We start from the raw sequence: 16,263 nt of genomic DNA, 5'->3' as shown, positions 1-16,263 counted from the left end.
ATGATACAATTACTTAAAAAGTTATTTTACTTTGCTTGTTTCTTACCGGCGTTTTATTTGGCCGGGCTAATGTTCTTTGGTGACTACGCTCCCAATATTAAAACTAATTTAAGTAATTATGGATATACAGCTAAACGATTAAGCGAAGCAGATACTATCTCAAAAGTTGATATTATTTTTGTAGGTTCATCTCACACCTATCGAGGTTTTGATACACGTTTGTTCGAAATAGCAGGCTATAAAACCTTTAATTTGGGCACGAGCAACCAAACACATATTCAAACACAAATGTTGCTCAAGCAGTACATCAGAAAACTAAATCCTAAGTTGGTTGTTTATGAGGTGTATCCGGGTACGCTTCAAAATGATGGTGTTGAATCATCGCTTGACCTAATAGCTCATCGAAAAACCTCTTTTGAAATGTTTAAAATGGTTACACAAGTTAATCACTTACTGACATATAATTCTTTTTTTTACAAGCTATTAATGCCTTCGGAAGCAAAAAAAGATAATGATATTAATATCAGCAATGATTCAACTGATCATTACATTAATGGAGGCTTTGTGGAGCGAGAAAATACTAACAATACTATTTTCAACAACCAACCTTATAGTTTTACTATTAGTAAAAAACAATTAAAAGCATTTAAGCTAAACCTATTGTTTCTTAAACAGCAAGAAATACCTTTTTTATTAGTTATGGCACCAGTTACCAAAACAAAATTTAATAACATTACAAATCGTCTGGAAATCGATTCATTGTACACTGGTTTGGGTGATTATATCAATTATAACTACAGTATTTTAGGACTAAATGATACAATAGATTTTTATGATGCCCATCACTTGAACCAATCCGGTGTAATCAAATTTAACCAACAATTATTAAAGGATCTGAATGAGTTCAGTTTTGAATAAACCTTCTGCTCTATTCATTATGCCAAACCTTAGTCCGGGGGGTATACAAAAACAAGTGGTTCTACTAGCCAGATATCTTAAAAAAGGTCTAGGATTTAATGTTCACATATGGGGTACAAATACATTAAGTGATGATTATGTTGGAAAGCTGAGAAGCGAAGGTTTTATTATTGCAAAGCACAGCGAGATCATAAATTTTCGTTCAGAAGCTTATGCCAAGCTATCTTTCATAGATAAAATGAAGCAATGGCAACAACTAATTAAGGACATACGAGCAACAAAAGCACATGTTATCTTCCCTTATACACCAGCTATCGACGAAGTTGTTAATAAGATTTGGATGTTAACAACAGCCAAACTAACATTCAGCTTTGAGCGTGGAGGACATTTAAATCCTACTGCAAAAAAAATGTCATCTCTTGAATGTATAAGCAGACTGTATAAACCGGTATATGTTGCCAATTCAGAACATGGTAGAAAAGCATTATCAATTATGCAAGCAGTACCACCTCATAATATTCATGTGATACGTAATGCTTATATTCCTTCTGCTGATAACTCCATTGAAGATTGGCAGAAAGATTCAGAAAAATATGATGAAACGCTGGTTATAACAATGATTGCTAATTTTTTTAATGAGAAGGACCATATTACAGTCATTAATGCAGTAAAGGAGTTAAGTAAGAAATACCAGTTTATGCTGCTGTTGGCAGGTAAAGGTAGCGGACAATATTGTGAGCAAAACTATCTGAAAAGTAGTGCCTTAGTTGAACAACTTGGGCTTCAGAATGTGGTTTCTTTTCTTGGAAATGTTAATAATATCAATGCTTTACTCAAGGTTACAGATATAGGATTGTTGAGTAGTAGAACTGAAGGTTGTCCTAATGCAATTCTTGAATACATGGGTGCCTCATTACCTGTGATTGGTACAAATATACCAGGAATTAGAGAAGTAGTATCAAACGATAATCTCCCGTTCTTATACGAGACGGGAAATGTAAATGATTGTGCTAACAAACTTGAGAAATTAATTAGTAATGAAGGAATAAGAAAAGAATTGGGCCAAAACAATCTCAAGCATATTCAGGCGAATTTTACGCCTGAAAATATGTATATTAGATATAAAACATTACTGAAGAATAAGATACCTGATATCAATGAGTCTTAGAAAAGAATTAGTTTCAATTATCATTCCAGTTTACAATAGACCACTTGAATTAAAACGCGCCATTCAAAGTGTTCTAAATCAAACGTATCAAAATTTTGAAATTTTAGTGGTTGATGATGGCTCCGAAGAAGATCTAAAATTGGTATGCGATAGCTTTAATGATAAACGCATTCTTTTTTTTAGAAACGAAAAGCACATTAATGCCAACGTTGCTCGCAATCGTGGCATCCAAGAAGCTAAAGGTGAGTATATTGCAATGCTCGATTCCGATGATGAATTTCTCCCTTTACACCTAGAGCGGAGATTGCAGAAGATTAAAGAATGGAATTGTGATGGAATCTTTGGTAGTGCCGTAATTACACTAAAAGATGAAACACGCCTTGTACTTAGTAGACAGCCACTACTCGGTGAACAAATGATAGATTATCTGTTAGGTTCAGGAAGTGCTACTACACCATCTCATTTTTATAAAAGTGAGTGTGCAAAAAAGGTTCTTTGGGATGAATTACTATATAGGCATCAAGACTTTGATTTTACAGTTAGATTTGCAGCTTCTTATAGTTTTATGAGTGACTATGAACCAACAGTTCTGATTAATTGGCAAAATTCAACAGGTAAACTTATTGATCTTGACTCATGTGTATATTTTATTTCAAAGCATTTAGATTATATCAAGCCTCGCATCTTTAATAGTTATGCAATGCAACAAATTGAAATAGCCAAGAAGCAAAAGGATGAAAAAATCCTTAACTTCTTTAAGAATGAATTAATTAAGCGGGTTAATCATCTTTCAATTGTTGATTGGTTTACTATATATGAACCCAAAAACAACGTTCAGAAATTTAGTTCATTACTAATGTATTTTATCACTCTAACCAAAGTTCTAATAGCCCAGAAATAGGTAAATAAAACACATCAATTTCTATATGAATTCATTTGTTTTTATCATTCCGAGGACACCTAAACAATTTAGAACCACAGTCCGTGAAAAACTATGGTTAAATACTATTAAATCTTTAAATAAGCAATCGTATACGAATTGGTTAGCTTTAGTAATTGATGATTTTAATAAAAAGGAAGGCAATATTGAGTTTATTAACTCCCCTGCCATAAAAAAAGGCGATAAAATTCAGTATGCCTTGCAGCTTATTGCGGGATGGGATGTAAAACCGGACTATATTATTCGACTCGACGACGACGATATTATAGCCCCGTATGTATTAGAAAAACTGAGCAATAAATCTTTTGATATAGCAACAGATAGATACCATACTTATTACGAATTAAGAAGCGGTTTGTTTTGTCAAGGCATTAAAAACTGGTATCCCAACACAGTAGCACATAAGTATGAACATGCGATCACCATTATGCCGGATGGACGCCCTCTTTTAGATCAGGATCATTCTGTAGTTTGGCACAATTACTATAAGAACAAAAACACTTTATTTCTCCCCAAAGACAGTCCTTTCTACGTACGTGTATTATCTCCAACATCCATAACAAGCATGGAAAATAGCAAGTACAACAAGTATGTATTATCATTTGGCTATTGGAAAAATTCAAGTAAGCTAAGTTCTATATTACCAGTTAAAAGTATCAAAAACTATTCTTCGGTAAAAAAAAGAATCCAAATTACACTTAATTACAAAAACCTTATTAAACTCTTCAGGTAAAATGAATAAGCTTTGCCTTTATACATTACAATTCCCATATGGACTTGGAGAACAATTTCTGGAAACAGAAATCAAATACCTTGCAGAAGAGTTTAATCAGGTTTTTATATTTCCAGCCCAAAGTGGTGACACAAAAAGGGATTTACCTAAAAATGTCAAGGTTATTGATGTTGACTTCGAGGGCTATTCTTCTATTAAAGGATTGTTATCTCTAGGAATGTGGTTTATTAAAGCTGGGCATGATGTATTAGTTAGAAAAAATAAGATTTTCTTATTGAGTTCTTTAATGCGGTTGCATTACCAGGCTCAGCAATTATATATTTATTTGAACTTAAATAAACTAACGTCGAATACTATTCATTATACCTATTGGATGGACGATTGGACCACAATATTGTCTATACTTAAAAGTAAAAATAAGATATCGGTTTTAGTATCCCGGGCCCACGGGTTTGATCTTTATAACGAAAGGCATGAATCAGGATTTATACCGTTCCGGAGTTTTCAACTACAATGCATCAATTGGCTATATTTAATTTCACAAAATGGATTTAATTACTTAAAAGAAAGACACCCCGAGCATACAAGTAAGATGAAAATTTCTTATTTGGGTACTTATAAATTAGAAGACACTCAAGTGAAACCGATAATGAGGTATGAGTATGTCGTTGTAAGCTGTTCAAGAGTAGTTAACTTAAAAAGATTGGATTTGATTATTAAATCCCTGTCACAAATCTCAACATTACCAATTAAGTGGATACATTTTGGAGATGGTGAGCAATTAGGTAAGATCAAATCGCTTGCAAAAGAAATGTTACCCTCAAACGTTACTGCAGAGTTTAAGGGAATGGTTTCCAATACCGAAGTCCTTAAATATTATTCAGAAAATCAAATTGATTGTTTTATTAATTTATCTAATTCAGAAGGCTTACCAGTTAGTATTATGGAAGCTATATCATATGGTATACCAGTGTTGGCAACAAATGTGGGAGGAACAAATGAAATTGTTAATGAGAAAACAGGGTGCTTAATAGATGTAAAAACAGAATCTGAGGAGATAGCCAGGCAAATTGAAATTTTGCTTAATGGACAGTCAAGGAATGAGGTATACAGAAAAGAGGTTTATGCATATTGGAAAGATAATTTTTGTGCTGCAACCAATTACAAACAATTTGTAAAGGATTTAAAAACCATCTTTTGATGCTAATTTCAATTGTGATACCATGCTACAATGTAGAGCAATATATTGAAGAATGTATTCGCTCCTGTTATGCGCAAAGCTATTCTAATATTGAGGTAATCGCTGTAGACAATAATTCAACAGATAAAACACTTTACAAATTAAAGGAATTACAGTTCAGTTATCCCGAATTAATCATCTTACAAGAAAAAATACCTGGTGCTCCGGCAGCTCGCAACAAAGGTATGCATGTTGCTAAAGGCGAATGGATCCAGTTTTTAGATGCAGACGACTTATTAAAACCAAATAAGATTGAACATCAGGTGACCTTAATTCAAAGGGATGCTTCTTTTATGGCTACTGCTTATCTTAAACGACCATTAAAAGGTAATGAGTCTGAAGTTTATTTTAATCCAAAAGATATAATCAAGGGGCTTTTTAATACCAATCTTGGGATAACAAGTAGTAATCTATGGAATAAACGCTTTCTTATAGAAGTTAACGGGTGGAATGAATCGCTAAAAAGCAGCCAGGAAGCTAATTTGATGTTTCGCTTATTACAGATTAATGAAAACATCATCATTGATTCGGAGCCATTAACCATTGTGCAGGAGCGTGAATCCGGTCAGATCAGCCAGGGTAATCCGGTTAAAAAGTGGACACAATATATCAAATTGCGATTAGAAATAATTGATTGGCTTAAAAATGAGCAACTTGAATATTTCAATAGAAACAAGAATTATTTTTATTCAATATTACTAACCAACATCAGAAATATTGCGGCACATAATTTACCACTGGCCGTTTCATTAATAAAAAACCATATTCCTCGCTATTTCTTCCCCTCTACTATCAATGGGCATCTTTCTATTTATTCATTCTTATATTTCTTATTTGGATTTAAGTTTACCGAGAAACTTTACAAAACTTTAAGGAAAGCATGAAACCAGAGCCTTTAGTATCCATACTTATCCCACTTTACAATTCTGAACGTTACATTTCAGAAACTATTCAGTCTTGTTTATCACAAACTTACCGGAACATTGAAATCATTATAGTGGATGATGGTTCTACAGATAGCAGTTACACTATTGCCAAAAAGTATGAATCCTGGCAAGTCAGAGTTTTTAAGCAAGTCAACAGTGGAGCTTGTGCGGCGCGCAACCTGGCCTTTGAGCATTGTAAAGGCGATTATATCCAGTATTTGGATGCCGATGATATACTTTCTCCTAATAAGATTGAGGACCAGCTAAGGTTAATCGCTGACAAAGATAATGCTGTAGCCTCCTGTTCGTGGCAGTATTTTAAACAGTCCATTGGCGACAAAAAAACGCCCGGTCAGATTATTGATAAAGATTATCTTAACCCGGTTAATTGGCTAATTGATAGCTGGAATGGTAAAGGAATGGCACAAACCGCCTGCTGGTTGACACCACGCAGTTTAATTGAGAAAGCAGGCCCATGGAACGAGACTCTTAAAATAAATCAGGATGGGGAGTTTTTTTGCAGGGTTCTTTTAAATGCTTCAAGAATCAAGTTTTCTGTCAATGGCATGGTTTATTATCGCATTGGTCTTAGCCATAGTGTAAGCCGCACCAATAGTTATGAAAAACTAAGTTCGCAGCTCTATTCATTCAAATTATACGAGGAACATTTGTATGAAAAATATAATGAATTAACTGTCGATCTAAAGAATGCTCTTCACTGTGTCTTTTCAGACTATTACATACGTACCATTTTATCATACCCAGATTTAGCTGAACAATCGCTTATTAATATTAAATCATTAGGGTTTAATTTTATTAAACCACAAGGTGGCAAGTATTTTAAATTGGCATGTACACTAATAGGGCTAAAAGCAACACTTAAACTTAGAAATTGGATTCAACAAGCATGAGAATATTTGTTAATGGTAATTCCCTTAAAGCATATACCTCTGGTACGCCCCAGCGCGGGTTAATACATGCTCTGTGCCGATTGCGACCACGTGATGAATTTCATATTTTCTTAAGTAACGATACCGAAGCAAAAGTGTTATCTCGATATTGGTATGCACTAGAACAGTTAGGTAATGTATACATCCATCACACTTGTGCATCGCAGAAAAAAATCAACCTAAAAAAGTTGGTAGGAATAAAAAGTTATCAATCCGATAACCATTTCGACTTTTACCTGAGCCCGGGCATGCCCGAATACTTTAACCGAAGACAACAGCCTAGTATTTCAACCATTGCCGACCTATCCAGCTTGAATGCCCCGGGCACAAGTAGCTTGAAGTGGCATGGCAATCGCATTTTTAAGAACACTTTAAAATGGAGTGTCAATAGCAATAGCCAGATAGGTGCTATATCTGATTTTACACTTTCTGAGTTGAGCGAAAAGTTTCCGGCCTTGCAATCCCGATTCTTCACCCTTTATAATGGCATTGAGGATATTTGGCTGGATGAGCAATTCAAAAGCAATGAACTAACAAATAGTTATAAAGGGCAGGACTATTGGATTTGGTGGGGCTTTGGTAGCAATCGCAAAAATCTTCATCGTTTAGTTGAGGCCTACCTGTCAGCTCATAAGCAGCATAATACGCTGCCAAGGCTTCTGTTAGTTGGTAAAATAGCTGACGAGCTAGATGTATTGAAGGCAAAAATTAATAGTAGTCAGCAAATTGATTTAATTCCTTTTCAGGATGCTTTAATTTTAAAAACGCTGGTCAGAAATAGCCGTGGACTCCTCTTCCCTTCTTTATATGAAGGCTTTGGCTTACCCATTATCGAGACTTATGCGCAGGGACGGCCCGTATTATATGGTAACTGCACATCTATGCCTGAGATTGCATCTGAATTTGGCGTGGCGGTTGATCCCCTCGATATTGAATCAATAAAGGCAGGACTAATGGCCATGCAGACATTTGATATATCGCAAGAGTATGAGCAGCAAGTAAAAAAATATGCCTCACAGTTTACCTATGTCAATGCTGCTCAGCAATTATCCAATCGTATTGATGAATTAATCTCGCACTAAATGGAATTATCCGTTATTATACCTACACTTGGTCGTAAAGAAGAGCTATACAATACTTTAACTGATTTGGGCAAACAAGAGCTGAATCATCAAAGTTGGGAGTGCTTATTAATTGTTCAATCCGAAACTGACATTCGACGCTTGGAAGCCATTGCCGATCAGTATCAGATAAATTTGCGCGTCTTTTATTCATCAGCGCCCAATGCAAGTTTGGCACGTAATATAGGTTTATTAGAAGCACAGGGTAATATCGTCCTTTTTTTGGATGATGACCTGATTATCGAGAATACAGATTTCTTACAGGCTCATCTAGCTAATTACAATGATGAACATTTACCAGGCGTGTTTGGTCAGGTAACCGATCCCGGTGTACCGGTCAGACTAACACGCCACAAATTGAGCCATCACCCACGTGTGGGATGGTTGTTCTTCCCTCCTAACTTTAACGACAACTGTAAAATACTTAATGGAGGTGCAGGCAATCTATCGGTTCGTAAAGATTGGGCCATCGATATTGGTGGCATGGATTATCTTTTTGAGAAAGGTGCTCATCGTGAAGAAAGTGATTTCTGTTTACGCCTAACAAAAAAATATGGCCTGCTTAATTTTGATGCGCATGCAACAGTTATACATCTGGGTGCTGCCGGCGGAGGATGCCGCAACTGGGGCAAAAATGAAGGCATTCACCCCATTCATCATGTGTTTGGTGAGTGGTATTTTATATTAAGAGGATTGTTTCAGCATAAAACCATCAAATGGTATGATTTACACTACCATTTAGGCGTGCTTTTTTTTCGTCAGGTATGGAACCCGGCCAACCGGCAACATATGGTAAGTATCCCTAAAGCCATTGTCCGTAGCATCAAAGGCTTTAGCATGGCTTTGCAAAGAGTGAGAAGGACTCAGAGTAGCCTCTTACCGCCTGATTATAACTACCAGAAACTTTTGGAATATGCCATTTGAACAGATTTCCAAACTAGGTCTTTTAGTATTCCTGATACTGGGCTTTTATTACTATCAGAGTAATAAGCTATATGCCCTGTTTGGTTTGCTGGTTATTTCATTTGGTTTAAATGCCTTTACAGCTCTGGCAGGTACCTTATGGTTTCCCTATAAAGTGGTGATGTTTGCCACTACTTTGTTTGTTTTTAATCGCGGCGGCAATAACCGGGAGGTTACCGGCCTGTTACAACCGTATTATATACTGATAATTTTATCAGTTGTGGTGGCATGGGTAACTGCACCAAGTGTACCCGGTGTCACCTTTCTTCAGGGACCTACCATGCGTCCAATTGTTCAGGCCTATACCTATGTAACCATGGCCTTAACCGTACCGTTTATTGTGGCCATAATCACTACTAAGGCACGTCTGCAATGGAGCCTGAAGCTCTACTATCTGCTAAGTGAAATAATTATTGCGATTGGTCTGATCCATTTTGTTTTTATTACTCTGGGCTTGCCCTTTATACCGATTCTACGTCCTGGTGGTGCAGCCAATGAATTTGCCGGATTTGGTATCGAAGGCATGTTTATCAATCGTATCTATGGACTATCTGGCGAACCCAAGACCTTGGCCACTTTCATCTTACCCTATATTTTTATTAGTTTTTACAATTACATCGAAGGCAATTACAATAGAAATAAGCAATTCCATTTAATCGCTTTGCTTATCTCCTTTATTGTGATGGTCTATACCTTTTCATCGGCCATTCTTATCTCAACCGGTCTTGGATTAATCATTATACCTTATTTGTTCCGGCATCGGTTTGGTTCTCGCATATTACAATATTCGATGATCCTGGGGATTGTTGGTTACCTGTTTTCACAGTCGGGGGACTCCTTTACCGCTAACTCCAACCAGATAAGCTACAATGAAGAAAAGAGCTTAAACATGATGGATGTGTTATATGAGCGCTCTTTTGGCCGTGTTGAAGAAGAAAAAGATGAACGCTTTGAATCAGTAGCATTAAACTACATAACAGAGAATGCTCCTGAGTTTTTACTTACAGGATTTGGTTTAGGGATGTACAACTATCACCTCCCTTTGCCCAAGCATGGTCGCGGTGTAGAGCCCATTGATTCGGGATGGGTAGTGATCTTAATGGATTTGGGCATTTTGGGTTTTCTCTTCTTCTTCTCTGTTTATAGGTATGTCAACAGGTTAAAGAATTATAATAAAACCTACAACGATGTCATTTTAAATAGCTATTTGATTGGTACGGTCGTTGGTTTTTTAACCCACATTGGCAACAATGGGCTATACCAGATTTTCTTATTTCTTGGGCTTTCAGTGGCCGCCTATAGAGTCATTCAACAGCAGGATATAGCTCGTTAGTTTAACATTATTATAATCTCTTTGGATAGTTATAAACCTCTTTGCACCCACATTTAATAATATCTCTATCTTAATATCCAATTACCTATACCTTAAACCCTATACCCTGTACCCTAGATCATTCTAATAATCGTTTCCACCCACCTTTCCGGTGTCCAGCTCATCCCTTTCTCAAAAGAAGCGGTAGCCATATCCCTAAGTTCACTATCTTTGGCTTGCATCATCTTTTTCAGCGCTTTCTTCAGAGCCTCTTTACTCCCTTGCTTAAAAATGTATCCATTTTCCCCATCATTTAAGAACATGGTAACAGAGCCTACAGCAGAAGATATCACCATGGGAAAGCCAGCTACTGCCATCTCATGTGTGACTACACCCCAAGGTTCAAAGTCAGATGGTAAGACAAATACACCCGTGGACTTCAGGTATCGATGCATATCAGTAGGTTGTACAAAACCATGATGATGGATATTGTCATGAATGGGCCTTTGGTCGAACAATTCACCCGTACCCAGACAATGTAATTCCCAGCCGGTAAATCCCTCCTCTATTAATTCAAGGAATGATTCAAACAACTTATCTATACCTTTCTGTGGAATATATCGTCCTACATATAACAGACGCTTCGGAATAGCATGGCCAACCTTTATTTTTTCCAGCCCCAGCGGTTCAAACACCTTGGTATCGGCACTGTAAAAGCCGGTTTCCACTTTTTTGAAACCCAGTCTTTGGGCGTATGCTTTCTGTGGCTCCCCCGGCACCCATGCCTGACTAAAGGCACTGTGCAGCTTAAAAGGTGCTGCCAGGCAAGCCAATCGCTGTTTTAAACTTCCATGCCACTGGTTATCCATCGACATGACTGTTGGAATTTTCCCTCTGTAGCGCTTGCATACATTGACATAGCCCTTGTCTACCCATCCGCTACAGATAATAATATCCGGTTCAACAACGTCCACCAGCTCCATTAAACTTATATCATTATACGCATCCCGCTCATAAATACTAATGCGCTCATCAATGTCAAACTGAAAAGGCGCCTCTTTATTCACTGGCCAGCGTACCACATGTACGCTAATATTTTTCTGCGTAGCCAACTCATTAATGCAAGCCACAAAATAACCTGCCAGTTCAGTATATAGAAATAGTATGTTTTTTTTCATTTTTTTTTATTGAGGAGTTGAGTAGTTTATTATTTGATAAATCGAGTAATTGATGAAATGATGAAGCGAGGAGTTGAGTAATTAGTTAATTATCAGTTTAACGCTTCCTCAATTTTCAATTACTCACTTTAAACAGTTCAACTATATTTAACGCTCTTATATAAGGCATTAATCTTATTGCTTAACTCACTGCTATCAACTCTTAGTTCTTGTAATTGTTTATTCATTAATAAACCCGAGATCAAGAGAAATAATTAATTGGTTAACCACCTCCATTAATGACGAATAACTTATTTGGAAAAAACGTGCTTTATCATCTTTTAATAACCGAGCATTTCCCTCTGCTAGGTTTGACGGTATTGAAACAGCCGCACGTCTAATCTGACTGACCAAACCAAATTTTTCCTCGTCAGGAAAATCAGCTGTTACCTTATATATTTTTGCTACAAACTGCCGGCTTAATTGCCAGACCTCCAGTTTTTCAAAAGCAAAGGTGTACATATTTTTGTTTTTTATCTTAATAAATTATTAATTTGAGTAATTGATTAATCGAGGAGGTTTAAAGTATTATCTACTCAATTTTTCAATTCTACAGTTTCTCAACTACTCAGTTTTATCAGTTACTCATTATTCATCCACTCCTCCAACACCACCAGCGGCCATATACGCGAAAAGGTCACTACCGGATCATCCTTTTTAAACCGCTGCCATAGACTCAACACCGACGCTTCATTAAAATAGTCTCGCTTAGCTAAACTTCTTAGGCGCTCATCTGCAAAGCTGTTTAGCTCATTCTTCAACCAATGCCTCCAGGGAAATGTAAAGCCCATCTTTGGCCGGTTAACAATGTAATCAGGCAATAAATCGGGCATACTATCCACCATTAGTTTTTTAGGTGTTGCAGGATATTTAATAGGATCCGGTAAACTCAACATGTATTCCACCAGTTCATGATCCAGGAATGGCACCCTTACCTCCAGGGCATGAGCCATACTCATTTGATCACTATCCCGTAACAGTACATTCTGCATGTAGGTGCAAAGTTCACCAATGGATACATTACTTAACACATGCTGAGAAACATGGCTGATTAAGTCCTGTAAATAGAAGGCTGGTTGATGTTCAGGCAGTCCATCACGGCTTAGTAAGTCCTTCAACTGTTCATCCATTAAGGACTGACGTGATACAGAAAAGACCTTGGCAAACTGGTAATCTGGCATGGATAATAGGGCTTTCATCTTAGTGGATGCAACCCCTGGTTTAACTTTACATAGCAGCTCTCCCATCCCTTTTCGTATGGCATTAGGCATCTTCCATAGCCATTGCTTACTATGGAGGGCAAGCATGCGTTTAAAAATGGCATAGCCGGCAAAAAGTTCGTCGCCTCCCAGTCCGGATAAGGCCATAGTCACCCCTGCTTCTTTGGTTACCTTAGACACCAGCCAGGTATTGGGTCCATCCCCGCTGGGGTGATCCATCCCTTTTAAGGCGACGGGTAAACAGTTAAGTAAATCATTGGGGGATAATTTGATCTCGGTATGGTCGGTGCCATTGAGTTGGGCGATGTACCGCGCGTACTTTGCTTCACTGAAAGCTTCTTCGGCAAATGAGATATTAAAAGTCTTGACCGGGGCGTTGGATACTTTTGTCATGGCGCCCACAATAGCACTTGAATCAATACCACCCGACAAAAAGGCACCAAATGGCACATCGGCTATCAATCGGCGCTGAACGGATTTAAAGAATAATTCTCGCACCTCTTCTTTCACCTGCTCATAGCTTACAACATTAGCTTGAGGTTTAATCTGCGGCCTCCAGTATTCTTTAACCACAGGTTGATCGCCGGCCTTATAAATCAGTAAGTGACCTGCTTTTAGCATGTACACATCTTTCAATATGGTAGCTGGTGCCTGTACGGTTTGGTAGCGTAGATAATCCACCAGTCCATCCTGATCAATTCGTTTCTCAGCGATGCCCGAGGCCAGCAAGGCCCTGATTTCAGATGAGAAAACCAACTGGCTGTTTTTACAATGCCAATAGATGGGTTTAATGCCAAGCCTATCGCGCACCAGTGTCAGTTGTTGCTCCCAATGGTCCCACATGGCAATGGCAAACATACCGTTAAATCGCTGAACACAATCTGCACCCCACTTCTGCCAGGCTGCCAATATCACTTCGCTGTCAGTCGTCGATTTGAACGAATAATCCAGTTCTTTCTTTATTTCCTGATAATTGTATATTTCCCCGTTAAATACCATAGTATATCTCCCATCTGGTGTCGTCATGGGTTGATGCCCCGCAAGTGAGAGATCGATAATCATGAGGCGTCGATGGCCCAACGCTACATTTTCATTAATATAGCTTCCTTCATCTTCGGGTCCCCGATGCTGAAGAGTCTGATTCATTCTTAACAAGCGTTCTTGCTTATCCTTTATTAATGATATAATTCCGTTTATTCCACACATATTTTTATGGGTTATACCATACAAAACTTCTCCTAAACCTGTTAGTGTCACCAGACAAGACAGGTTTTAGGACAGGTTGGTATCTATAATGTTATTCAAAAAAATCATCATCAACCTTACCGGTTTGATGACAAGCCTTAAAATTATTAATATCCCCGAAATATTCATCCACGCAGGAGCTGTATATTTCATTCCCAGCATTGAGATAATCTAAATAACTACTCCAGCCATACTCCAGAGCAGAATGCACAAAGCCATGGTGTCTGGGGTTGTTATGTATGTATATGATTAGTTGCCTGAAGTAGTTGTCCGAATCAACTTGTTTCCTTCTATATGGTCGTTCAAACAATGCGCCATGCCTGTTGTACCTGGTATTGTAATACCTGGCATAAGCATTAAACAGGTGAGATAAGTGCTTGGCAGGCTGCGGCAACCTGGAATGACCTGTCTGCGTACTTGTACCAGACAGCGTTATTCCGGATGAAGCATCGTTTCCCCCTACCTCTGCTGTCACATCGTTTCCCCTTAACGCTGACGGGTCTTTGATGACGTCAGGTAGGGTCACCGTTGCCCATTTATTAATTTGTATATTATCAGCAGATAACCTGTCAGCGTCTTCAGATCTGACAGCATTGATTTTAGCATTAGCAATCTCCTCCATCGAATACTTATACCTCACATTCTCCTTGATTCGAATCAGAAAGTGAAAATGATTGGGCATCAACACCCACGCAATGGTATCCGCAATTGGTGTGATGTATTTCTCATACAATAACAGAAAACGTTGATAATCTTCTTCACGTTCAAACAAACTACAGTTATTAATACCTCGATTATAAATGTGATAATAATTACCAACTTCTATTTTATCAAAGGAATTTGCCATTGGTTATCCTTTTTGCGCTGCTTAACCTGTCAGCGAACTAGTTCCTGACAGCGTTAATGTAGCATTTAATCAAATAAGCATTTATACTGTTCCTTTAATTCCGGATTATTCACAAAGCTTTCTGCCCTTCTTCTGGCTCCTCTGCACCAGGCATCAAACTCGTCCTGCTCCATCTCAAGAAGCGCACCAAGCACCTTGCACCATTCACCACTGCCGGTCTTCGGACTCAACTCATCAACATTTCTGCTTTTTAACTCAAGAGAAACATCCCATCCACTCTTCTCATCCTCCAATCCTCGCCATGGTGTCTGATCACTAATCAACACCGGCCTACCGGCACTTAAGCTTTCCAGTATCACATGCCCAAAATTTTCGCCACGCGTAGGCATAAATAGTGCATGGTAATTTTGGATGGTGGTCCCAACCAGTTCTGCATCCACTGTTCCCTTGTGCTCCACCCTTATATTAGAAGGTAGTACACTAATCATTTCCTGACAAAGTTTCCAATAGGCATCGCTGTATATCTGTCCATATAAATCAAACTGAATGGTGCCCTCAAACTCATCCAGTTCAGCCAATCGCTCCAGGGCGAATAAAGTGTTCTTCTCCGGTGCAATACGTGCCAGGCTCACCAGCGTTAATTCTCCTTGATGTTTTTCAATAAATTTAAATTCAGGCAAAGCTTTCTTAGGCAGGTTATCAGCCACCTGCACCTTTAACCTTTGACCCAATACCCTATTTATATCCTGCTTCTCCTTTTCATTGGTAGCATGAAAAATGGTACGTTTATAAAGGCCTGCCATCTTTGCCAGTTTGAGGAACAGCTTCTTCTTCCCGCCTTTTACATCAATGGCACTGGCTGCCAGCATACCCCTGGCGGCAACAATCACCTTTGTTTGTGAGTTTCTTTTAGCGACGAGCAGTGGAAGAATCGAAAACCTCCAGGAATAAACACCATTGATATACACAATACCAGGACTTACTTCATCCAAAAGGAGCTTGTATGTATGCTTAGTCTGATGTGTCTCATCAGCGTAATAGACATACACGTTTTCTGTAAAACTTTCCCAGCTATTACTGTTGACACCTTTATAAGGTATTGTCTCTGTATAATCGGTGTTACGTGTAACAATATAAAACAGATAATCCTCCTTTAAATACTCCACCATATTGGCCATGGAGCGGACTGGCCCCCCGGCCTTATACCCTGGTAAAAACCAATCAATAAAAATCAGGATTTTTTGTCGGTGTGTTTGTTGACTCATACTGCGAAGATAGAGAAAAGGCAGAAGAAGGAAGGTAGAAGCTCGAAGAAATTAGCAGGTGTTCAGCAGTAAGCAGTAAAGAGGTGCATTAGCAGATTGGAGGGGACTTCCTCCTTGGAACATAATAGCTCGATAGAGCGGCCTGATGGCCTTTTAGCAAACTAGCATATTAGGGAGTACTTTAGCTAACCTTCTAAA

Annotated in this window: 15 protein-coding genes; 10 read left to right on the top strand and 5 right to left on the bottom strand. The window is 38.2% G+C overall.

Annotation, left to right across the window (positions count from 1 at the left end; all coding sequences use genetic code 11):
- The 10 genes from KEM09_RS11990 to KEM09_RS11945 are packed head-to-tail and all read left to right on the top strand — an operon-like array spanning position 1 to position 10,292.
- Positions 1 to 918 (top strand): hypothetical protein, encoded by a 918-nt coding sequence (locus KEM09_RS11990; protein WP_212228613.1) that lies wholly within the window; start codon positions 1 to 3, stop codon positions 916 to 918.
- On the top strand, positions 899 to 2,086 hold the full coding sequence (locus KEM09_RS11985) for a glycosyltransferase family 4 protein (RefSeq protein ID WP_212228611.1): 1,188 nt from the start codon (positions 899 to 901) through the stop codon (positions 2,084 to 2,086). Before KEM09_RS11990 ends, KEM09_RS11985 begins: the two co-directional genes overlap by 20 nt.
- Positions 2,076 to 2,987 (top strand): glycosyltransferase family 2 protein, encoded by a 912-nt coding sequence (locus KEM09_RS11980; RefSeq protein ID WP_212228610.1) that lies wholly within the window; start codon positions 2,076 to 2,078, stop codon positions 2,985 to 2,987. The genes KEM09_RS11985 and KEM09_RS11980 overlap by 11 nt, the downstream gene beginning before the upstream one ends.
- Positions 2,988 to 3,012: 25 nt before the next feature.
- Complete coding sequence (locus KEM09_RS11975) at positions 3,013 to 3,759, top strand: hypothetical protein (protein ID WP_212228609.1); 747 nt, start codon at positions 3,013 to 3,015, stop codon at positions 3,757 to 3,759.
- 1 nt (position 3,760) lies between these two features.
- The gene (locus KEM09_RS11970; RefSeq protein WP_212228608.1) at positions 3,761 to 4,960 is read left to right on the top strand and encodes a glycosyltransferase; all 1,200 of its coding nucleotides are present in this window, start codon (positions 3,761 to 3,763) and stop codon (positions 4,958 to 4,960) included.
- A complete protein-coding gene (locus tag KEM09_RS11965) occupies positions 4,960 to 5,883 on the top strand; it encodes a glycosyltransferase family 2 protein (RefSeq protein ID WP_212228607.1) in 924 nt (307 codons plus the stop codon). The genes KEM09_RS11970 and KEM09_RS11965 overlap by 1 nt, the downstream gene beginning before the upstream one ends.
- A complete protein-coding gene (locus tag KEM09_RS11960) occupies positions 5,880 to 6,836 on the top strand; it encodes a glycosyltransferase family 2 protein (RefSeq protein WP_212228606.1) in 957 nt (318 codons plus the stop codon). The genes KEM09_RS11965 and KEM09_RS11960 overlap by 4 nt, the downstream gene beginning before the upstream one ends.
- On the top strand, positions 6,833 to 7,957 hold the full coding sequence (locus KEM09_RS11955) for a glycosyltransferase family 4 protein (protein WP_212228605.1): 1,125 nt from the start codon (positions 6,833 to 6,835) through the stop codon (positions 7,955 to 7,957). Before KEM09_RS11960 ends, KEM09_RS11955 begins: the two co-directional genes overlap by 4 nt.
- Complete coding sequence (locus tag KEM09_RS11950; RefSeq protein ID WP_212228604.1) at positions 7,958 to 8,920, top strand: glycosyltransferase family 2 protein; 963 nt, start codon at positions 7,958 to 7,960, stop codon at positions 8,918 to 8,920.
- Entirely contained in the window at positions 8,910 to 10,292 is a 1,383-nt protein-coding gene (locus tag KEM09_RS11945) for an O-antigen ligase family protein (RefSeq protein WP_212228603.1), read from the top strand. The genes KEM09_RS11950 and KEM09_RS11945 overlap by 11 nt, the downstream gene beginning before the upstream one ends.
- A gap of 113 nt (positions 10,293 to 10,405) precedes the next feature.
- Here the strand turns inward: KEM09_RS11945 and KEM09_RS11940 are convergent, their stop codons facing one another.
- From KEM09_RS11940 to KEM09_RS11920, 5 genes are all read right to left on the bottom strand, one after another.
- Positions 10,406 to 11,449 carry a glycosyltransferase family 4 protein gene (locus KEM09_RS11940; RefSeq protein ID WP_212228601.1) on the bottom strand — a complete coding sequence of 348 codons (1,044 nt, stop codon included), beginning with the start codon at positions 11,447 to 11,449 and terminating at the stop codon, positions 10,406 to 10,408.
- A 219-nt stretch (positions 11,450 to 11,668) separates the two neighbouring features.
- Positions 11,669 to 11,950 (bottom strand): four helix bundle protein, encoded by a 282-nt coding sequence (locus KEM09_RS11935; protein ID WP_212228597.1) that lies wholly within the window; start codon positions 11,948 to 11,950, stop codon positions 11,669 to 11,671.
- 119 nt (positions 11,951 to 12,069) lie between these two features.
- Positions 12,070 to 13,914, bottom strand: coding sequence for an asparagine synthase (glutamine-hydrolyzing) (gene asnB / locus KEM09_RS11930; protein ID WP_212228596.1), 1,845 nt, complete (start codon positions 13,912 to 13,914; stop codon positions 12,070 to 12,072).
- Positions 13,915 to 14,005: 91 nt separating this feature from the next.
- On the bottom strand, positions 14,006 to 14,800 hold the full coding sequence (locus KEM09_RS11925; RefSeq protein ID WP_212228591.1) for a transposase: 795 nt from the start codon (positions 14,798 to 14,800) through the stop codon (positions 14,006 to 14,008).
- A gap of 65 nt (positions 14,801 to 14,865) precedes the next feature.
- Complete coding sequence (locus tag KEM09_RS11920) at positions 14,866 to 16,065, bottom strand: glycosyltransferase (RefSeq protein WP_212228589.1); 1,200 nt, start codon at positions 16,063 to 16,065, stop codon at positions 14,866 to 14,868.
- Positions 16,066 to 16,263 lie beyond the last annotated feature (198 nt).

It is taken from the genome of Carboxylicivirga mesophila (assembly GCF_018271975.1).
Classification (GTDB): domain Bacteria; phylum Bacteroidota; class Bacteroidia; order Bacteroidales; family Marinilabiliaceae; genus Carboxylicivirga; species Carboxylicivirga mesophila.
The sequence above is the reverse complement of the archived record's forward strand: the minus strand, read 5'-3'. Positions and strand labels throughout refer to the sequence as shown.